This window comes from Kitasatospora sp. NPDC056273 (assembly GCF_042268845.1).
Lineage (GTDB): Bacteria > Actinomycetota > Actinomycetes > Streptomycetales > Streptomycetaceae > Kitasatospora.
In genome coordinates this window covers 152,364-171,202 of sequence record NZ_JBHJSJ010000012.1, presented here as the reverse complement: position 1 = coordinate 171,202, position 18,839 = coordinate 152,364, and the positions used below count along the sequence as shown (strand labels likewise).

18 protein-coding genes are annotated in these 18,839 nt (G+C 74.1%); 16 read left to right on the top strand and 2 right to left on the bottom strand.

Going from position 1 to position 18,839, the window contains the following annotated elements; all coding sequences use genetic code 11:
- The first annotated feature begins 2 nt into the window (after nucleotides 1-2).
- The 9 genes from ACFCY1_RS13865 (at nucleotide 3) to ACFCY1_RS13825 (ending at nucleotide 7,940) form a co-directional block, all read left to right on the top strand.
- Entirely contained in the window at nucleotides 3-428 is a 426-nt protein-coding gene (locus ACFCY1_RS13865; protein WP_375874675.1) for a nuclear transport factor 2 family protein, read from the top strand.
- A 104-nt stretch (nucleotides 429-532) separates the two neighbouring features.
- Nucleotides 533-2,449 carry an amino acid adenylation domain-containing protein gene (locus tag ACFCY1_RS13860; protein WP_375874674.1) on the top strand — a complete coding sequence of 639 codons (1,917 nt, stop codon included), beginning with the start codon at nucleotides 533-535 and terminating at the stop codon, nucleotides 2,447-2,449.
- On the top strand, nucleotides 2,446-3,681 hold the full coding sequence (locus tag ACFCY1_RS13855; RefSeq protein WP_049650333.1) for a cytochrome P450: 1,236 nt from the start codon (nucleotides 2,446-2,448) through the stop codon (nucleotides 3,679-3,681). The genes ACFCY1_RS13860 and ACFCY1_RS13855 overlap by 4 nt, the downstream gene beginning before the upstream one ends.
- Nucleotides 3,682-3,739: 58 nt before the next feature.
- A complete protein-coding gene (locus tag ACFCY1_RS13850; protein WP_049650334.1) occupies nucleotides 3,740-4,498 on the top strand; it encodes a thioesterase II family protein in 759 nt (252 codons plus the stop codon).
- Between the two features lie 170 nt (nucleotides 4,499-4,668).
- Complete coding sequence (locus ACFCY1_RS13845) at nucleotides 4,669-5,478, top strand: 2OG-Fe(II) oxygenase (RefSeq protein ID WP_234348262.1); 810 nt, start codon at nucleotides 4,669-4,671, stop codon at nucleotides 5,476-5,478.
- A 127-nt stretch (nucleotides 5,479-5,605) separates the two neighbouring features.
- Complete coding sequence (locus ACFCY1_RS13840) at nucleotides 5,606-6,268, top strand: 2OG-Fe(II) oxygenase (RefSeq protein ID WP_375874701.1); 663 nt, start codon at nucleotides 5,606-5,608, stop codon at nucleotides 6,266-6,268.
- A gap of 12 nt (nucleotides 6,269-6,280) precedes the next feature.
- Complete coding sequence (locus ACFCY1_RS13835; protein WP_375874673.1) at nucleotides 6,281-6,622, top strand: metal-binding protein; 342 nt, start codon at nucleotides 6,281-6,283, stop codon at nucleotides 6,620-6,622.
- Complete coding sequence (locus tag ACFCY1_RS13830) at nucleotides 6,619-7,185, top strand: hypothetical protein (protein WP_375874672.1); 567 nt, start codon at nucleotides 6,619-6,621, stop codon at nucleotides 7,183-7,185. The genes ACFCY1_RS13835 and ACFCY1_RS13830 overlap by 4 nt, the downstream gene beginning before the upstream one ends.
- The gene (locus ACFCY1_RS13825; protein ID WP_375874671.1) at nucleotides 7,182-7,940 is read left to right on the top strand and encodes an alpha-ketoglutarate-dependent dioxygenase AlkB; all 759 of its coding nucleotides are present in this window, start codon (nucleotides 7,182-7,184) and stop codon (nucleotides 7,938-7,940) included. The genes ACFCY1_RS13830 and ACFCY1_RS13825 overlap by 4 nt, the downstream gene beginning before the upstream one ends.
- Here ACFCY1_RS13825 and ACFCY1_RS13820 read toward each other — a convergent pair.
- The gene (locus tag ACFCY1_RS13820) at nucleotides 7,934-8,599 is read right to left on the bottom strand and encodes a LysE family translocator (protein ID WP_063780371.1); all 666 of its coding nucleotides are present in this window, start codon (nucleotides 8,597-8,599) and stop codon (nucleotides 7,934-7,936) included. The genes ACFCY1_RS13825 and ACFCY1_RS13820 overlap by 7 nt on opposite strands.
- Nucleotides 8,600-8,941: 342 nt before the next feature.
- Here ACFCY1_RS13820 and ACFCY1_RS13815 point away from each other — a divergent pair, with 342 nt between their 5' ends.
- From ACFCY1_RS13815 to ACFCY1_RS13805, 3 genes are all read left to right on the top strand, one after another.
- Nucleotides 8,942-10,042 (top strand): SIS domain-containing protein, encoded by a 1,101-nt coding sequence (locus ACFCY1_RS13815; RefSeq protein WP_074005839.1) that lies wholly within the window; start codon nucleotides 8,942-8,944, stop codon nucleotides 10,040-10,042.
- A gap of 40 nt (nucleotides 10,043-10,082) precedes the next feature.
- Nucleotides 10,083-10,859 (top strand): SDR family NAD(P)-dependent oxidoreductase, encoded by a 777-nt coding sequence (locus tag ACFCY1_RS13810; protein WP_375874670.1) that lies wholly within the window; start codon nucleotides 10,083-10,085, stop codon nucleotides 10,857-10,859.
- 91 nt (nucleotides 10,860-10,950) lie between these two features.
- Nucleotides 10,951-12,105, top strand: a complete 1,155-nt coding sequence (locus ACFCY1_RS13805) for a pyridoxal phosphate-dependent aminotransferase (RefSeq protein WP_375874669.1) — start codon at nucleotides 10,951-10,953, stop codon at nucleotides 12,103-12,105.
- 312 nt (nucleotides 12,106-12,417) lie between these two features.
- On the opposite strand, the gene ACFCY1_RS13800 is transcribed toward ACFCY1_RS13805, so the two are convergent.
- Nucleotides 12,418-14,271, bottom strand: a complete 1,854-nt coding sequence (locus ACFCY1_RS13800) for an RICIN domain-containing protein (RefSeq protein ID WP_375874668.1) — start codon at nucleotides 14,269-14,271, stop codon at nucleotides 12,418-12,420.
- A 258-nt stretch (nucleotides 14,272-14,529) separates the two neighbouring features.
- On the opposite strand from ACFCY1_RS13800, the gene ACFCY1_RS13795 reads away from it, so the two are divergent.
- From ACFCY1_RS13795 to ACFCY1_RS13780, 4 genes are all read left to right on the top strand, one after another.
- Nucleotides 14,530-14,985: a hypothetical protein gene (locus tag ACFCY1_RS13795; protein WP_375874667.1), complete on the top strand. Its 456-nt coding sequence runs from the start codon at nucleotides 14,530-14,532 to the stop codon at nucleotides 14,983-14,985.
- Between the two features lie 240 nt (nucleotides 14,986-15,225).
- Nucleotides 15,226-15,681 carry a hypothetical protein gene (locus ACFCY1_RS13790; protein ID WP_049651159.1) on the top strand — a complete coding sequence of 152 codons (456 nt, stop codon included), beginning with the start codon at nucleotides 15,226-15,228 and terminating at the stop codon, nucleotides 15,679-15,681.
- Nucleotides 15,682-15,859: 178 nt separating this feature from the next.
- Complete coding sequence (locus tag ACFCY1_RS13785; protein ID WP_375874666.1) at nucleotides 15,860-16,048, top strand: hypothetical protein; 189 nt, start codon at nucleotides 15,860-15,862, stop codon at nucleotides 16,046-16,048.
- The gene (locus tag ACFCY1_RS13780) at nucleotides 16,045-18,645 is read left to right on the top strand and encodes an ABC transporter permease (protein WP_375874665.1); all 2,601 of its coding nucleotides are present in this window, start codon (nucleotides 16,045-16,047) and stop codon (nucleotides 18,643-18,645) included. The genes ACFCY1_RS13785 and ACFCY1_RS13780 overlap by 4 nt, the downstream gene beginning before the upstream one ends.
- The last annotated feature ends 194 nt before the right edge of the window (nucleotides 18,646-18,839 follow it).

Genomic DNA, 18,839 nt, shown 5'->3' with positions numbered 1-18,839 from the left:
GCATGGTCCACACCCCCTCCCAGCCCGACGACACCCCGGCACCGCCCGCGACACCGGAAGCACCGACCGCCGTAGCGCCGGCGGAGTCCCAGGTCCGCCGGTACTACGAGCTGGTCGACGCCGGCGACGTGCCCGCGCTGGTCGCCCTGTTCACCCCCGACGCCCGCTACCACCGCCCCGGGTACCCGCCCATGGTCGGGCACGCCGAACTGGAACGCTTCTACCGCGACCAGCGGGTGATCCGCTCCGGCACCCACACCCTGGCCACCGTGGTCACCACCGGCGACGAGGTGGCGGTGCACGGCCTGTTCCGCGGCGTGCTGCACGACGGCGGCGAGGTCGAGCTGCGGTTCGCGGACTTCTTCCGGATGACGCCGCAGGGCCGCATCGCCGCGCGCGACACCTTCTTCCACGTGCCGGCGGTCTGAGGCACAGCCACAACCGCAACCACAGCGGCACCGGCGGCGACCGCCCTCGCGGTCGCGCGTTCACCCCCGACGGGGACACTTCAGCACAGGAAAGCGGGAAGCAGTTGACCCAGACGGTCCTCACCTCCGACATCCCGGCGTTCGTCGGCAGCGGACGGCCACCGTTCGACGCCCGGGCGATCCACGAGCTGGTCGCCGAACAGGCCGTGCGGGCCCCGCACGCGCCCGCCGTCACCTGCGACGGACGGACCCTGACCTACCGGCAGCTCGACGACCGCGCCAACCGGCTCGCCGGGCGGCTGCGGGCCGCCGGACTGGCGCCGGAGGGCGTCGTCGGCGTGCTGGTGCCGCGGTCGCCGGAGCTGATCGTGGCGCTGCTCGCCGTCCTCATCGCGGGCGGGGCGTACCTCGGGCTCGAACCGGACGACCCGGCCGCCCGCCACGCGCTGCTGCTCGAGGACGCCGGCGCGGCCATGGTGATCACCGAGGAGGCCGCGGGGCCCGAGCTGCGGGAGCGGCTGCCCGGCACCGTCGTCACGGTGACGGAGGGCGGCCCGGCGCAGGAGCCGGCCACCGCCCCGGCGGCCCCGGCCCGCCCCGGCGACCCGGACCGGCTCGCCTACGTCAGCTACACCTCCGGCTCCACCGGCGAGCCCAAGGGCGTCGGCGTGCCCCACCGGGCGGTCGACCGGCTCGTCCGGGGCGCGGACTGGGTGGACGTCCGCGCCGAGGACGTGTTCTTCCACCTCGCGCCGGTCGCGTTCGACGCCTCCACCTTCGAGATCTGGACCCCGCTCGTCAACGGCTGCCGGCTGGTCCTCTTCCCCCCGGTCGCCATCACCCTGGAGCACGTGGCGCGCGTCGTCCGCGCCGAGCGCGTGACGGTCCTGCTGCTGACCACCGGGCTCCTCCACCAGATGGTGAGCTCCCACCCGGAGGCGTTCGCCGACGTCCGGCACGTCCTCACCGGGGGCGACGTGGCCTCGCCCGGCCACGTCCAGCACCTCCTGGCCCGCCACCCGGAGCTGCTCTTCACCAACGGCTACGGGCCGACCGAGAACACCACGTACACGACCTGCTGGACCAGCAGCACCCTCCCCGAGCTGCGGAGCGTGCCGATCGGCCGCCCGATCAGCGGCACCAGGGTCGCCGTGCTCGACGAGGACCTCAGGCCGGTGCCCGTCGGCGAGTGCGGGGAGCTGTACGTCGCCGGGGCGGGCCTGGCCCGCGGCTACCTGGGCCGCCCGGCCGCGACCGCCGAACGGTTCCTGCCCGACCCGTTCGGCACCGAGCCCGGCGCCCGGATGTACCGGACCGGCGACCTCGTGCGCTGGCTGCCGGACGGCACGCTGGAGTTCGTCGGACGCGCGGACGACCAGGTCAAGGTCCAGGGCTACCGCGCCGAACCGCGCGCCGTCGAGGTCGAGTTGGAACGGCTCCCCGGGGTGCGGCACGCGGTCGTGCTGCCGCAGCCCGACCCGGCGGGCGGCACCCGGCTGCTGGCCTACGTCGTGCCCGCGGAACCCGGCCCGGAGGGCAACGCCGACCTCGGGCGGCGGCTGCGCCACGACCTGCGGGAGAGCCTGCCGGACTACCTGATCCCCTGGGCGATCCTGGTCCGTCCCGAGCTGCCGGTGAACCGCAACGGCAAGATCGACCGCCGGGCCCTGCCCACCGCCACCCGGGTCCCGCGCAACGTGCCCAACGAGTTCGTCCCGCCCGTCACCGAGGTGCAGACCCGACTGGCCGACCTGTGGGGCGACGTCCTCGGCATCGAACCGGTCGGCGTCGACGACGACTTCTTCGACCTCGGCGGGCACTCCCTGCTGGCCACGGACCTCCTGGTCGCCACCCAGCGCGAGTTCGACGTGGACCTCCCCGCGCAGACCCTCTACATGTCGCCGACCGTCGCCGAGCTGGCGACGGCCCTCATCGAGCGGCTGGGGACGGCGGGCCCGGACGGCCGGGCCGATGCGCCAGGCGGCCCGGCCGACGCGGCGGGGGAGGAGCGGCCCCGATGACGACGGTCCCCCCGACCGCGCGCTGCCCGGTCCTCGCCCCGCGGCCGGTCGACCTGATCGACCCCGACCTCTACCACGCGGGCGGGGCGCACGAGGCGTGGCGACGGCTGCGCCGCGAGGCACCGGTGAGCTGGCAACCGGTCGGCGACATCGGCTACTGGTCGATCGTCGGCCACGCCGAGGCCAACCGGGTCCTGCGCGACCACGCCACGTTCACCTCCGAACAGGGCACCCTGCTCAACCTCCTCGGCAAGGGCGACCCCGCCGGCGGCCGCCAGATGGCCGCGACCGACCCGCCCCGGCACGCCCACCTGCGCGGCCCGCTCCAGCAGGCCCTGTCGATCAAGACGGTGGAGAACGACCGGGAGGCCATCCGCCGGGTCGTCGTCGATCTGCTCCGGCCGCTGGCCGACGGCGGCCCGTACGACTTCGCCGCCGCCATGGCCACCCTGCCGATGGCGGTCATCGGCACCATGATGGCGCTGCCGCAACAGGACTGGCCGCGGCTGGTCCGGCTCGCCCACGCCTGCATCGCCGCGGACGACCCCGAGTTCCAGCTCGCCGACGGGCCCCAGGCCACCCTGGTGACCGCCCACCGCGAACTGTTCGCCTACTTCCAGGACCTCGTCACCGAGCGCCGGCGCGCACCGGGCGACGACCTGGTCAGCGTGCTGCTCACCATGGAACTGGACGGACGCCGGCTGTCGCCGGGCGAGATCGTCTCCAACTGCTACAGCCTGCTGCTCGGTGCGACCGTCACCACCGCCCAGCCGCCGATCGCGGCGATGGCCGAACTGGCCGGCACCCCGGTCCTGGACGACTGGGCGGCCCACCCGGAGCTGCTCGGCAGCGGCGTGGAGGAGGCCCTGCGCTGGGCCTCGCCCACCCAGCACTTCATGCGCCACACCACCCGCGACGTCGAGGTCCGGGGCGTGCCGATCCCCGCGGGGGACGCGGTCGTCGTCTGGCTGGCCTCGGCCAACCGCGACGAGACCGTGTTCGCCGACCCGTACACCTTCGACATCCGACGGCGGCCCAACAAGCACATCGCCTTCGGCGTCGGCGCGCACTACTGCATCGGCCACACCGTCGCACGGGTCGCGCTGCGGATCCTGTTCGCCGAACTGCTCGGCCGGTTCACCGACTTCGAGCTCGCCGGGGCGCCGCGGCGGATGCGCTCGAACGTCATCGCGGGCTTCACCCACCTGCCGGTCACCGCGCGGACCCGGTAGGGCCCGACACTCTCACCGCAGCCGAACCCGACAAGAAACCCCACACGGAAGGTCATCAGTGGACGCTCCTCCGGCCCGTACCCGCAACAAGTGGTTCCTGCGCGAGCCGTCGCCGGTGGCGCCGGCGCGGCTGTTCTGCCTGCCCTACTCCGGCTGCGGTGCCAGCATGTACCGCCAGTGGCCGTCCTCGGTCGACGGCGTCGAGGTCTGCCCCGTGCAACTGCCCGGCCGGGAGAACCGGATGCGCGAGCCCGCCCACACCACCTACCAGGCGCTGGCCGACGACCTCTGCGAGGCGCTGCGCCCCTACCTGGACCGGCCCTACGCCCTGTTCGGCCACTGCGGCTCCGCGCTGGCGGCCTACGAGACCGCCGTACGGCTGGTCCAGCGGGGCTGCCCCGCCCCGACCCGGCTGTTCGTCTCCTCCGAGGTCGCGCCGCAGGACGGCCCCTACGGCCGCTTCCTCGGCATGAACGACGACGAGCTGGCCGACGAACTGCGCGGGCTCGTCGCGGAGTTGGGCGGCACGCTGGAACCGAGCCTGCTCGCGCTCTACCTCGGCGTGCTGCGCAACGACGTCGACATGAACAAGCGCTACCACGTGGCCGAGCCGGTCCGGCTGCCGTGCCCGGTCACCGCCATCGGCTGGACCGAGGACACGGGCATCGAGCCGTCTCTGATGACCGGCTGGCCGGCCTGCGGCGACACCACCTTCGAACTCCTGGAAGGAGGCCACTACCGCTTCATCGAGGCGCCGGCGGACCTGCTGGCGCTGCTGGTCGCGGACCTGGCGCCCACCAGCTCCCGCACGTCCTGACGGCGGACCCGTCCGACCTCGGACGCGGCGCCCGACGCGACGTCCGAATGCCGCCAGCACACGGACCCTTCCACGGGTGACGATCGGGACAGCCCGACCGTACGCCGGCCACGGCCCGCCTTCCCGCGGCCCGTGCGCCTGCTCGTCCCCGCCCGTCGAAGGACCTCCCCGTGAACGACGCCCTCTTCGCCGTTGCCGAAGCTGCCACCGCCGAACCCGACACCGTCGCGCAGGCCACCGCGGCACCCGCGCCGGGCCCGGCCTCCCCGGGCCCGGCCGCCCTGCCCGCGCTCGCCCCGGTCGACTGGCAGGACGTGCGGGAGCAGCTGGACCGGGACGGGGTGGCACTCACCGGGCCCCTGCTGTCGCCCGCCCAGTGCCGGGAGCTCGCCGACACCTTCGACGACGACGGCCTGTTCCGCTCCACCGTGGTGATGCAGCGCTACGGCTTCGGCCGCGGCACCTACCGGTACTACGCCGACCCGGCCGCCGTACCGGTCCTGGACGCGCTGCGGGAGCGGCTGTACCCGCCGCTGGCGCGGATCGCCAACCAGTGGGCGGCGCGGCTGGGCGAGCGGACCTTCCCCCTCACCCTCGCCGAGCTGCACGCCGAGTGCGCCGCCGCGGGCCAGCACCGTCCCACCCCGCTGGTCCTGCGCTACGGTCCGGGCGACCACGCCTGCCTGCACCAGGACGTCTACGGCGACCTCGTCTTCCCGCTGCAGGCCACGATCATGCTGGAACGGCCCGGCGAGGACTTCACCGGAGGGGAGAACGTCTTCGTCGAACAGCGGCCCCGCTCGCAGTCCCGCGCGATCGTGGTGCGGCCGCGCCTCGGCCAGGCCCTGGTCTTCCCCGTCCAGCACCGCCCCGTCCAGGGCAGCCGCGGCTACCGGCGCCACCCGATGCGCCACGGCACCAACGCCGTCGAGTCCGGGCGCCGCACCACGCTCGGCGTGATCTTCCACAACGCCCGCTGACCGCGCGCCCGCCCGCTCACCACCAGGACACCCCGTGAACACCCTCGCCCCCGAGACCGTCCCCGACACCGCCGCCGGCAGCGTCCAGGCCGCCGTCCGCGCCCTCGACACCGCCGACTGGACCGCCCTGACCGCCGAACTCGACACCCACGGCTGCGCCCCGACGCCCCGCCTGTTCGACCCCGCCCAGTGCCGGGAGCTCGCCGCGCTCTACGACCGGCCCGAACTGTTCCGCACCACCGTCGACATGGCCCGCCACCGCTTCGGCTCCGGCCAGTACCGCTACTTCACCCACGACCTGCCCGAACCCGTCGCCGTCCTGCGCGAGGCCCTCTACCCCCACCTGCTCACCGTCGCCCGCACCTGGGCAGACAAGCTCCGCCGCCCCGCCCCCTGGCCCGACACCCTCGCCGAGTGGACCGCCATGTGCCACGCCGCCGGCCAGGACAAGAGCTCCCAGATCCTGCTGCGCTACGGCCCCGGCGACTGGAACGCCCTGCACCGCGACGTCTTCGGCGACCTCGTCTTCCCCCTCCAGGTGGTCATCGGCCTCGACGCCCACGGCACCGACTACACCGGCGGCGAGTTCCTCCTCGTCGAACAGCGCCCCCGCGCCCAGTCCCGCGGTACCGCCACCGTCGTCCCCCAGGGCCACGGCCTGGTCTTCACCACCCGCGACCGCCCCGTCCCCTCGGCCCGCGGCCACCGTGCCGGCCCCGTCCGGCACGGCGTCAGCACCGTGCGCAGCGGCCGCCGCCACACCCTCGGCCTCGTCTTCCACGACGCCTGAGGCCCCGCCGCCATGGCCGCCACCGGCACACCCGGGCCCGCCGCCGACACCGCTGCGCCCACTGTCGGCACCGCCCCGGTCCCGTCCCGCCGCTACACCCTGACCGGACCCGACAACCGCCCCTACTCCAGCACCACGCCCGGCACCCTCGGCGGCCACCGCCGGGGCCGCCTCTACGGCCGCCTCGACTGTCCCTCCGCCCTGCGCACCATCGCCGCCGGCGGCTACGTGCGCCACCGCGTCTTCTTCGCCGACGAGGCCACCGCGATCGCTGCCGCCTACCGGCCCTGTTCGGTGTGCCTGCCCGAGAAGTACCGGCAGTGGAAGACCCGCCGGAAGGACCGCACCCCGTGAACCCCCGCCCCGCACCCGACCGCTCCCCGCTCCTCCCCGAACCCGGGCCGACCGCCTACGGCGACCTCCCCGCACCCGCCCCCCACACCGCCCCCGAACTCGCGGCCCTGCTGCGCCTGCTCGCCGACCACCGCCGCCCGGCCCCGCACGGCGTCGCGATCGGCCACAGCCGCGACGACGCCTCCCGCGCGGCGGCCGCCGCCTTCGCCGACGCCTGGCAGGCCGCCGGCCACGCCGTCCTGGCCGTCGTCGACTGGCCCGAACAGGCCGCCTCCTGGCTGCGGCCCGCCCACCGCCTCACCGCCCCCGAGCCCGACGCCCTCGTCATCGCCGCCGCCCCGCTCGGCTGGGCCCAACTCGCCCGACGCCTGCGCCACAGCACCCCCTGGCGCCCGGACCGCACCTTCGGCTTCGCGTCCCTCGCCGAGCCGGTCGCCGCCGCGCTCGCCGGGCCCGGCGTCCTGGACGGCGTACGCGGCGCGGGCGCGGACGGCGGCACCTGGCGCGTCGCCTCCGGCTGGACCGACTCCTTCCCGCCTGCCACCCCGGGCGCCGCCGCGTGACGACCACCCCCGCCCTGTTCGGCCCGCCGCCCGCCGGCTACGAGCGCCGCGAGATCGCGCCGGGCGCCGTCCACCTGCCCGGCTGGCTCACCCCCGACCGGCAGCGCGACCTCGTCGCCGCCTGCCGCGCCTGGGCCACCGGGCCCGTCCCGATCCGGCACACCCGGCTGCCGCGCGGCGGCGTCATGTCCGTACAGACCGTGTGCCTGGGCTGGCACTGGCAGCCCTACGCCTACACCCGCACCGCCGACGACGTGAACGGCCGCCGCGTCGCCCGCCTCCCCGACTGGCTCGCCGACCTCGGCCGCCGGGCGGTGGCCGACGCCTACCAGGACCCCGGCCAGGGCGCCGGCTACGAACCCGACGCCGCGCTGGTCAACTTCTACGACGCCGACGCCCGGCTCGGCATGCACCAGGACAAGGACGAGCGCTCCCTCGCCCCGGTGGTCTCCCTCAGCATCGGCGACACCTGCCTCTTCCGCTTCGGCAACACCCGTACCCGCAACCGGCCCTGGACCGACCTGACCCTCGCCTCCGGCGACCTGCTCGTCTTCGGCGGCCCCTCCCGCCTCGCGTACCACGCCGTGCCGAAGATCCTCCCCGGCACCGGCGACCCCGCCGTCGGCCCCGCCCGGGGCCGCCTCAACATCACCCTGCGCGTCACCGGACTCACCGACCGCGCCCCCGAGGCGACCGGAGCGCCCCCCGCCGGGGCCGCCCCCGTCGCCTCGCCGGAGTCGGGAACGCGCTACTGACGGGCCCCCACCGCAGCCCCGAGCCCGAGCAGCGCCACCCCGGCCACCCCCGACAGCCCCCGTTGCACCTTGCGCCGCAGCAGGACGCGCTGGATCGCGCCCAGGACCGCGACCACCACGACGTACCAGGCCAGGGCCAGCAGCCAGAACAGCCCGGCCAGGAGCACGTGCTGGGAGAGCTCGGACATGCCGGGCAGCTGGAACTGCGGGAAGAGGGAGAGGTAGAAGGCGGCGACCTTCGGGTTGAGCAGATTGCTCAGCAGGCCCTGGCGGAAGTCCGCCCCGCTGTCCGGCGCCCCGCCACCGCCGCCACGGCCGTGGCCGGCGGGCTGCGCGGCCGTCGCGTCGTCAGCTCCGTCCTCGCGTCGGCCGAGGCGGATGAAGTCGATCAGGGACCGGATGCCCAGGTAGGCGAGGTACAGGGCGCCGGCGATCCGCACGGCGGTGTAGAGCACTTCGGAGCCCGTGAGCAGCGCGGTCAGGCCCGCGACGGCCGCGCCGGCGAGGACCGCGTTGCCGAGCATGATGCCCATCGCGGTCGCGGCCGCGCCCCGGCGGCCGCCCCGTGCCGCGTTCCGCAGCAGGAGCACCAGGTCGGGGCCCGGAACAACGATGATCAGAAGAGAAGCGAGTACGAACGTCAGTAGCTGCGCAGTCATACACCAATCATGGCGCGGTTGAGAAGGGTTTTGGGCAAGTTGGTGAGAACGGCCGGTTCCTCCGTGTCCCGAAGCGTGGCGGTCGTCTGCATTCAGGGGACTTGTCCGTTCGACTGCCGCCGCCGTTCTCATATTCCGTCAGAAATCCTCTCAGCATGTGAGACCGGCGAAATCGGACCATGCGGTCCCTGGTCGATTCGCAGACTTACCGATGTGAATGCCACGAGGCCTTCCGCGCTTGTTAGAGTCGAATCACCCGAAGCAACCCGGGTCTCCGGAGTTCGGTATCCGGAGTCGCACGACTTCTTCGACCCGCACGCGACCGTGATGGAGTGAGATCGCATGAAGTCCCGACTCGACCGCTACGAGGAATTCATCGAGAAGGAGTACCGGGCCGGCCTGACGAAGCCCGACGAGTACTCGCTCGACGACGTCACCCCGGACCTTCGACAGCGTCTCTCCGAAGGGAGGTTCAAGCGCATCGTCTTCACCGGAATGGGCTGCTCGGCCATCGTCTCGGATATCGTCCGCGGCTACTTCACGGAGATCGGCCTGCCCCTCGAAGTGCACGTCGTGAACGACTACGACTTCCGCTTCCTGGCCGCTCCCTCGGTCCTCGAGGACGAGGCGACCCTGTACATCATCAGCTCCTACAGCGGGCACTCGCAGGAGCCGGTCCTCGCCTACCAGCGGCTTCGCGCCGTCCGGGACCAGGTGCTCCTGCTCACCTCCGGCGGCAAACTGGCCGAGCTCGGGCGGGCGGACGGCGCCTCCATCGCCTACTGGCGGCTGCGCGAACCGGACCGCGAGTACCCGCTCTTCCACGTCTCGCAGTACTTCGCCATCCTGATGGACATGTTCCACGAATTCGGGGTGCTGAGCGACGACCACCACGCCCGGCTGGGCGAATTGGCGGGCCTGCTCGAGGCGGATTTCGAGGAGAACGGCCGCGAGGCCGCCCGTCGGATCGCCGACGCGAGCGAGGACGCGAACATCATCATGATCGCGTCCCCGAAATGGCACGAGAGCCTGCTCAAGCTGGCCAAGATGCACTTCAACGAGATGGCCATGGTTCCGACCGCCCGGAACTACTTCCACGAATTCTGCCACAGCGAGGTGGCCACGCTTTCCGATCCGGTGCGGAAGCACAGCACGGTCTGGTTCTCCGACGCGGACGACGACGAGTACACCCTCGCCAAGGGTGAGAACCTGCAGCGTCTGCTGACCGACGACCGACCGGAGAACCGGAACATCCGGTTCTCCCGGGTGCACCTTTCGGAGGGGGACTTCCTTCGGAAGTACTTCACCGCCCTCAACGTGGTGCAGCACGCGGCACTCCGCCTCGGCCGGCACCACGAGACGCGGTCGCGCGACCTCATCTCCGAATCCGCCGGAAACCCCTGGTACCACAGCACCACCATCGAGTCCGAGCTGACGGCGTAACACCCGGACGGAGAGAACGGAGAGGACTGTGGTGGCGGACATGGATGACACCAGTCCGCTGCACCTGTTCGACGTCACAGGCAAGGTGGCCCTGATCACTGGGGCCACCCGCGGGCTGGGCCAGGCCATCGCGGCCGGCCTGGCCCGCGCCGGTGCCAGAGTGATCGTCGCCGGGCGCAGCAGCGAAGCAGCAGACGCGGTCGCCGGCAAACTGGCCGTCGACGGAGGATCCGCCGTCGGTGTCGGGCTGGACGTGACGCGGGAGGCAGAGGTCGAGGACGTCCTCTCCCGTGCGGTGCGCGAACACGGCGGACTCGACATCGTCGTCAACAACGCCGGCATCATCGACAGGTTCCCGGTCGAGGACTACCCGGCCGAGACCTGGCAGCGCGTCATCGACACCAACCTGACCGGCGCGTTCCTCGTGTCACGCGCCGCCGGGAGGGCCATGCTCCGGCAGGGCAGCGGAAAGATCGTCAACATCGCATCGGTCCTGGCCCAGAGCGGTGGCCGCAACGTCGTCGCCTACGCGGCGAGCAAGGGCGCGCTGGTACAGCTCACCCGGTCCTGTGCGGCGGAGTGGGCCGGGCGGGGCGTCCACGTGAACGCGATCGCCGCCGGCTACTTCGAGACGGACCTGACCGCCGGTCTGCGCACGGACGCGCAGCGCAGTGCGGGCCTGCTCACCCGGGTACCCGCCGGCCGTTGGGGCAGGCCCGAGGAGCTCGTCGGGACCGTGCTGTACCTGGCCTCGGAGGCGTCCAGCTACGTCCACGGAGCCGTCATCGAGGCGGACGGCGGATGGACCGCCGCATGAACAGTCACCGCATGAACAGTCAGCGCATGAACACCCACCGGGTGAACACCCACCGATCCCACGACCGGCCCGAACACGGGAGGAGGCACCGATGAAGCCGCACGCGCGGAGGCTCGACGGGTTCCGGCAGTCGACCATCAGGGCCATGACCGAGCGGTGCGTCGCCGTCGGCGGCATCAACCTCGGCCAGGGCCTGTCCCGCACGCCGCCTTCGGACGACCTGCTCGACCACGCGACCGCACACTTCGCGTCCGCCGACCACTCCTACAGCCCCGCCCACGGAGACGCCGTCCTCCGGCAGGCCGTCGCGCGGAAGCTGACGGAGTACAACGGAGTCCACGTCGACCCGGAGCACGGGGTGGTGGCCACCATCGGCGCCACCGGCGCGTACAACGCGGCGGTACTGGCCCACCTCGACCCGGGAGACGGCCTGCTCCTGCCCGAACCCTTCTACGGCTACCACCGCACCGTGGCGGAGATCCACGGGGTCGTTCCCCAGCCGGTCAGGACGGACGCCCCCGGGTTCCGGATCGACAGGGCGGCCCTGGAGGCGGCCACGACGGACCGCACCAGGGCGATCGTGCTGTGCACACCCGGCAATCCGTCGGGCCACCGGATGCCACCGGACGAGATCGAGGAGGTGGCGCGCTTCGCAGCGGACCGGGACCTGCTGGTGATCACCGACGAGATCTACGAGCACCTCTACTACGGGGACGAACCGCACCGCTCGCCGGCCTCGTTCGACCTGCTGCGCGACCGCACGATCACGGTCTCCGGCCTCTCCAAGACCTACAGCATCCCCGGATGGCGGCTCGGCTACGCCGCCGGACCCCCGGAGTTGATCGCGCCGTTGCGCATCGCCGCCGACGCGCTCTCGGTGTGCGCCCCCACCCCGCTGCAGCAGATCGCGGCACGGGCGTTCACCCTGCCGGACTCCTTCTACGCGCGGACGCGCCAGGACTACCGCCGCAAGCGCGACCGGATCGCCGCGGCGTTCCGTGACGCGGGCCTCGCGACCAACGACCCGGAAGGCGCCTACTACCTCCTGGTGGACGGGACTCCGCTGGGCGGCGACAGCGGCGAGGTCGCGGAGACGATCCTGAGTGCCGCCGGCATCGCCACCATCCCGGCCGACGCGTTCCATCTCGGGCCGGCCCCTTATCCCTACGTCCGCGCGTGCTTCGCCCTGACCGACGCCGACATCCTCCGCGTGGAGGAGCACCTCTCCGAGGTGAAGTGGCCCTGACCGGCGCGGTCTAGCAGGCCGGCCGCGGTGAGGCACCGGCGCCCGCCCGCCTCGCCGGCGGCCGGCCGACAGTCGCGAGCAGCACGGCCCAACCGGCCCGCCCGCGGCCGGGATTGGCGTACCTCTCCGCCCGCAGTACCGCGGACCCCGGCGTCCGGGCGGTACGCGACCGCTCTCCGGCGACCCCCTCCCTGTGGGCGGCCTGCCTCCACGCCGGCGCATGGCGAGCGCCCGTCGCGCCACGGCATCCGGGCCAGCCCGCGACACCCTGCTCGTGCCGGGAAGTCCCGTTCCCGGCCTCTGGAACGAGCTTCAGCGGCGTGAGCCGTAGCCCCAGTGGTGGTCCGGGTAGTCGCCGCACGGGTACTGCATCAGCGGGGCCTGCGGGGCGTTGCTGCCGTGGGAGACGGCGAGGCACTGGCGGCTGTTGCCGTTGACGAAGCGGATGCCGTGCGGCCACTTCTCGATCTTCCAGGCCTGCCCGGGGTTGTTCCGGCATGCCGACTGGACGACCTGGGCGGTGGCCTCGGTGCTGGAGTCCTGGACGGAGAGACAGAGGGCGCTGTTGTAGCTGACGATCCGGTAGTAGGTGTCGCCGTCGGCGTCCGTGTAGGCCTGCTGGGTCTGCCAGAAGTGGTCGGGGAAGTCCCCGCAGGGATACTGCTGGACCTGCGCGCCCTCCTCCCGGCTCCCGCCGGGCGTGGCGATGCACTGCAGGCTGTTGTTGTTCCTGATCGCCACCGATCCCGTCGGCGGGACGAGCGGGGTGCCGCCGAGGCGCCCCGGTGCCGGGAACGCGGACGCGGATGCGGACGCGGCGGCGGTGGGCGCCGGGGGCGGCGCGGGTCGGTCGCCCCCGGTCGAGGCCGGAGGGCCGGTGGCTTCCGACAGGGCACGGGGCGGCTCGCCGGGAACCGCCGGACCGGGCTGTGCCGCTGCGCTCCGAACCCCCGCCGCCGGAGCCGGCCCGCCGTCCGGTGGGGGTGCGGTCGACGCGGTGGCCGGACCGTCGCCGGGGGGCCGCGCCGACGGGCTGCCCGCCGGTGGGGCGGACGGTTCGGCGCTCGTGCCGGGCGTCGGCGCGGCGTCGGTACCGACCGCCAGGGGGAGCGCGCCGGAGGAGGCGGGCGCGGGGCTCAGCTGTACGCCCACCAGCACGCCCGCCAGGACCAGGGCACCGGCCAGGACCGCCGCCGCGCCGACGGCCGCGCCCGTCCTGACGGCCCGACGCCCCGGTGCCCCGGCGGGCTCGGTGGGGTAGAGCGGGTCGTCGAACGCCGGGCCCGGCGGGAAGAGGCCGGTCGGGCGATTGTCCGTGACCGGGACCAGCTCACCGCGGACAACCACGGCGGCGGTCGTCGCCGGGGCCATCCGGGCCACCTCCAGGTACCGGCCGGCCAGGGCCGTGCGTACCGCGAGGAGGTCCGTGTGCAGGCGCCGGAGCACGGGCAGGTGCGCCGGCACCCCGTCGGCCACCGCGGGCTCCGTACCCGGCTGTCGGCCACCGTCGGCCCCGGCCGGTGACTGCTCCTGGTCGACCAGGAGCCCCATGGCGCGTTGCTCCTGCTCCGCGGTCCGCCGTGCGTCGTACGCGCTCTCCCGGATGCGGCGCACCTCGTCCAGGCAGCGCGTCGCCTCCAGTAGCCGGGCCCGCCGCTGCCCCGCATCGCCCCCGCCGGGCGGCAGCGGCGCGACGGGGGCCGGCCCGTCCGCTCCGGCGGCGCCCAGTTCACCCCGTAGCTCGGCCACGATGGCGATCAGCACGCGGATCAGTTCCTCTGCCTCCGCCACGCCGGCCTCGGCCTGCCGTTGCGCCTGCCTGGCCAGATCCAGTGCCTGCCGCGCGTCCGACCGCCCTGCCGCGGGCGACGGGAGTCCCCTGGCCGCCAGCCCGGCCCGTTCGTGCAGCTGACCGGCCCGGGCCAGGAGCACCGCCTGGGCCCGAGGGTCCGTCACGCGGTCGTGGATCAGCTGCCGGAGCAGGTGCCACGGGATGTCCTTCTCCGCGGAGCGGTACTCGCTCCAGCTGGTCCTGCCGGCCGGGTACCGGCGCGCGAGTTCGCGGACGGTGAGCCCGGAGGTCACCTCCCGCACCAGCCCGGCCAGGTCGTTCGCCTGCTCGGTCTCGCCCTTGAACCGCCCCTGTGGGCGTCCGGCGCTCCCCATTCCCTGCCCCCTGCCGTGTCCGTGGTCAATCCGGGTTGTCCGCTGTTCACCTGGGCCGCGGCCGAGTCTTGTAGATGGACAATCAAATACGCCCGCACTGTGGGAACTCCACCGGGTCTTCGGACAACTTGTCGCGGCCTGCGACGGGAAGCCCAGGCCGGGACTTCCGGTGCCGGCGCCGGGGCCGCGCTGGGCCCGCGGCGGCGGTCACCCCGGGGCCCCGGCCCTCGGCAACCATCGCACTCGAAGGAGCTCTCGATGATCAGGAAGCGTCTCGCAACGGTCCTCGCGGCCACGGTCCTCGCCGGAGGCTTCGTCGGCCTCTCCGCCGGCGCGGCCCACGCCTACCCCCGGGTCAACAAGTGCGGGAGCGCGTACGACTTCAAGTGGAGCTGGGACATCACCGACAACTCCAGCGCGGCTCCGGTGGTCGGCTTCATCGACATCTACTACAACAGCGGGAACGGGTACAACTGTGCGATCGCCCGCGGGCGCGACGCGGCCGTCACCGGCCAGCACGAGATCTACGTCGCGATACGGCGCTCCGGAACGGACGGCTGGATCGACGACGGCGCCGGCAGCAACTACACCCAGTACGCGGGCCCGGTCTACGTGTACGCCAAGGGGTCCTGCATCGACTTCGTCGGTGGGCTGAAGTACAACGAGTTCACGGGGCAAGGGGCCTCCAGCTACAAAGCCCAGCACTGCGGCTGAACCCCTCCGGGCGGCAGGGCCCGTTCGAGCGGGCCGGCCGCCCCCTGACGGGGCGCCGGGGAGTCGGTACCACGGACCCCGAGCGCCGCGACCGGGCGGCCGACCGACGACAACGGGGGCGGTCGGCCGCCCGACGACCACCCGGCGGCGACGCGATCCAGCAACGCACCACCCGCCGCCGGAAGTTCCGCGCGGATCGCGGCAGCGGTCCGCGAACCCCGGCACTCGAAGGAGTTCTCGATGATCAGGAAGCGTCTCGCGACGGTCCTCGCGGCCACCGTCCTCGCCGGAGGCTTCGTCGGCCTCTCCGCCGGCGCGGCCCACGCCTCCGCCCGGGTCAACAAGTGCGGGAGCGCGTACGACTTCAAGCGGAGCTGGGAGATCAACGACATCCACAACGTGGCCGCGGTGGTCGGCTTCATCGACATCTACTACAACAGCGGAAACGGGTACAACTGCGCGATCGCCCGCGGGAACGACGCGGTCGTCAGCGGCCAGCACGAGATCTTCGTCGAGATACGGCGCTCCCGCGACAGCACCTGGATCAAGGACGGTGTCGGCAGCAACTACACCCAGTACGCGGGCCCGGTCTACGCGTACGCCAAGGGGGCCTGCATCGACTTCATCGGGGGGCTGAAGTACATCGAGTTCTCCGGCACCGGTGACACCGGCTACAGCTTCGAGCACTGCGGCTGAGCCGTGGCCGGGCGGCAAGGCCCGCTGGAGCCGGTCCGGCCCGCCCGAGGCCCGCGCGCGTGGGGTGGGGTTATCCCCACCCCACGCACGCCGGTCGCCACCATGGTTCGTACCCACCCGCCGTTCCTAGCCTGGACCCCGTCGCTGACGGACACGATCCACGAGGGATGGCAGCACCATGGCAGCCCGCCACCACCGCCCGGAGTACGAACCGCCCGAGCCTCACGCCCCCGCCCGCCCCGCGATCGGACCGCGCGCGGTGCGGCGCGGCCACGGGCGCGGCGTCGGGACGGTGCACGCGGTGCGCGGGGTCGACCTCGCGCCGGGCCGCGGCAGCTCCACCGCCCCGTCGGGGGCGGCGGCATGAGCAACGGACTCGCGCGCGCCTCCGTGCGCTTCCGGCCGCCTTCCTTCGCGGGGACCTTCGTCGCCCTGCTGTTCGGCGCGGCCGTCATCATGGGCTGCGGCACCCTGTTGCAGAGCGGCATCACCGCGAGCGTGCCCCCGGTGCGCTACGCGCAGGCGCCGGTCGTCGTCGCGGCCGGTCCGGACATCGGGATCGTCCGCAAGGTCAACAAGAAGGAGAAGGCCGTCGACCGGCCGGTGCCCGACCGGCCCCGGGTGGACGCGGCCCTGGCCCAGCGCATCGCCGCCCTGCCCGGTGTCGCGGCGGCCCGTCCCGACACCGCCTTCCCGATCCAACCGGGTCCGGCCGCACCCGGCCTGACCGGGCGCGGGTACGCGGCGCTCGGCATCGCCGGCGGCGCGGACACCCTGGTCGAGGGCCGCGCCCCCGGCCCGGACGAGGTGGTCCTGGACGCCGCCACCGCACGGGACGCCCGGCTGGCACCCGGCGCGAGCCTCACCCTGGTCGCGCCCGGCGGCAGCGGCACCTACCGGATCTCCGGCCTGGCCGCGCCGCAGAACGCCGGCCCGACGGCCTGGTTCGCCGACGCGGTGGCCGGGCAGCTCTCCGGTCACCCCGGCCGGGTGGACGCCATCGCCGTCCAGCCGAGCGAGGGCGTCGGCGCCAAGGACCTCGCCCGCCGGCTCCGCGAGGCCCTGCGCGACACCGCCGGCCCGCAGGCCTCCGGGGCGTCGCCCACCGGGATCAGGGTGGTCACCGGCGAGGACCGCGGCTCCGTCGAACAGCCTGGGCTCGGGCAGAGCCGGACGCTGCTGATCGCGATCGGCGGATCCTTCGGCGGCACCGCCACCATGACGGCCGTCTTCGTGGTGGTGTCCACCGTCGCCCTGGCCGTCGGTCAGCGGGCCCGCGAGTTCGCCCTGCTGCGCGCCGTCGGCGCGACCCCCCGCCAGATCCGCCGCACGGTCGCCACCGAGGCGATGCTGGTGGCACCCCTCGCCGGCCTGCTCGGCCTCGTCCCGGGCGTGGCGCTGGCCCGCTGGTGGTTCGACGGACTGGTCTCCCGCGGCGCCGTCCCCGAGGGCGTCGAACTGGACGTCGGAGCGGTCCCCGCGCTCGTCGCCGTCGCCACCTGCTCGCTGGCCGCGCTGGCCGCCGGCTACCTCGCCGCGCACCGTCCCTCCCGCCTGCGCCCCGGCCAGGCGCTCGGAGAGGCCTCGGTGCCGGCCGGCCGGGCGGGCGTGGTGCGGGCCCTCCTCGGTCTGGCGGCGGTCGTGGGCGGCGTCGTGCTGGCCGCCGTCGCCGCCGGCCTGAGCGGTGAGAACGCCGCCAACACCGCGCTCGGCGTGGTCATGTGCTTCCTGGTGGCCACCGCCCTGCTCGGCCCCTGGGTGGCCCGGGTCGCCGCCGGGGTGCTCGGCCTGCCGCTGCGGGCGGGCGCGGGCGGCACCGCCGGATCGCTGGCCGCCGACAACGCCCGGGCCGACGCCCGCCGGCTGACCTCCGCGATCACGCCCATCGTGATGGTCAGCGCCTTCTGCGGCACCATGCTGTTCATCCAGAGCAGCGTCGGGCACGCCACCGGCGAACAGCTGCGTGCCGGGGTCGTCGCCGACCACGTGCTCGGCTCCACCGGTCGCGGCCTGCCCGCCGCCACCGCCGAACGGGCCGCCGAGGTGCCCGGCGTCGAAGCCGCCGTGGGCGTGCTGCGCACCGGAGCCGTCTACCGCTCCGACGGGAAGCTCCGCTCCGCCAACGCCCTCGGCGTGTCCGGCGATGCGGCGAGGCTGCCCCGGGTCCTCGACCTGGGCGTGCGCAGCGGCTCGCTCGCCGACCTCGCCCGGGGCACGGACACCGTCGCCCTCGACGCGGCCCTCGCCGACAGGCTCGGCCACAGCGTCGGCGACCGCGCCTCCTTCTGGCTCGGCGACGGCACCCAGACACAGCTGACGGTCGTCGCCACCTACGAACGCGGCCTCGGCTTCGGGCAGTTGATCCTGCCCCGGGCCGCCGTCGCCGCACACGCCGCCGTCGCCTACGACAGCCAGGTGCTCGTCGCGGACGCACCCGGAGCCGACCGCGCGGACGTCGCCGCCCGGCTGGCGAAGCTCCCCGCCGAGGCCTCCACCACCGGGGCCGCCACGGTCGTCGGGCTCACGGTGGCCGACCGCGCCGGGTACGTCGCGCAGACCGACCGCAGGCGCGAGGCCGGCGACTGGGCGAACTCCGTGATGGCGGCCGTCCTCGGCGGCTTCGCCGCGATCACCGCCGCCAACACCCTGGTGATGACCGTCCTGGACCGCGGCCGCGAGGTGGCCCTGCTCCGCCTCACCGGCGCCACCCGCCGCCAGATACGCGGCATGATGCGCTGGGAGGCCCTGCTGGTGGCCGCGACCGGGCTGCTGCTCGGAAGCCTGATCGCCTGGATCACCCTGGTCCCGATCGCCCGGGGCCTCGCCGACGCCCCGCCGTACGTCCCGCCCGGCACCGCCCTGCCGCTGGCCGCCGCGGCCGTGGCCCTCTGCCTCGCCGCGACGGCCCTGCCGACCCGCGCCCTGCTGCGCTCCCGCCCGCTCGCGGCGAGCGGCCGGCGGTAGTCGGACAGGAGTAGGGGAACCGTCGGACCGGGGGCGGGACGCCCGGCCGTCTGCCGCCGGACGGGTGAACCCTGAGCGGGCCGGTTGGCGCCCCGGCTGCCGCTTCGCCACCATGACGTCCGCGAGCCACCGTGCCCGTCCGTCCGACGCCGACGGCGCGCGGTGACCCGCCCGAGAGCCGCCGGTGCCTGCCG

What these genes read in the sequence shown, in the direction of transcription:
- ACFCY1_RS13865 (WP_375874675.1), top strand. Translation starts at nt 3, where the DNA reads ATGGTCCACACCCCCTCCCAGCCCGACGACACCCCGGCACCGCCCGCG.
- ACFCY1_RS13855 (WP_049650333.1), top strand. Translation starts at nt 2,446, where the DNA reads ATGACGACGGTCCCCCCGACCGCGCGCTGCCCGGTCCTCGCCCCGCGG.
- ACFCY1_RS13835 (WP_375874673.1), top strand. Translation starts at nt 6,281, where the DNA reads ATGGCCGCCACCGGCACACCCGGGCCCGCCGCCGACACCGCTGCGCCC.
- ACFCY1_RS13820 (WP_063780371.1), bottom strand. Translation starts at nt 8,599, where the DNA reads ATGACTGCGCAGCTACTGACGTTCGTACTCGCTTCTCTTCTGATCATC.
- ACFCY1_RS13815 (WP_074005839.1), top strand. Translation starts at nt 8,942, where the DNA reads ATGAAGTCCCGACTCGACCGCTACGAGGAATTCATCGAGAAGGAGTAC.
- ACFCY1_RS13810 (WP_375874670.1), top strand. Translation starts at nt 10,083, where the DNA reads ATGGATGACACCAGTCCGCTGCACCTGTTCGACGTCACAGGCAAGGTG.
- ACFCY1_RS13805 (WP_375874669.1), top strand. Translation starts at nt 10,951, where the DNA reads ATGAAGCCGCACGCGCGGAGGCTCGACGGGTTCCGGCAGTCGACCATC.
- ACFCY1_RS13800 (WP_375874668.1), bottom strand. Translation starts at nt 14,271, where the DNA reads ATGGGGAGCGCCGGACGCCCACAGGGGCGGTTCAAGGGCGAGACCGAG.
- ACFCY1_RS13795 (WP_375874667.1), top strand. Translation starts at nt 14,530, where the DNA reads ATGATCAGGAAGCGTCTCGCAACGGTCCTCGCGGCCACGGTCCTCGCC.
- ACFCY1_RS13790 (WP_049651159.1), top strand. Translation starts at nt 15,226, where the DNA reads ATGATCAGGAAGCGTCTCGCGACGGTCCTCGCGGCCACCGTCCTCGCC.
- ACFCY1_RS13785 (WP_375874666.1), top strand. Translation starts at nt 15,860, where the DNA reads ATGGCAGCCCGCCACCACCGCCCGGAGTACGAACCGCCCGAGCCTCAC.
- ACFCY1_RS13780 (WP_375874665.1), top strand. Translation starts at nt 16,045, where the DNA reads ATGAGCAACGGACTCGCGCGCGCCTCCGTGCGCTTCCGGCCGCCTTCC.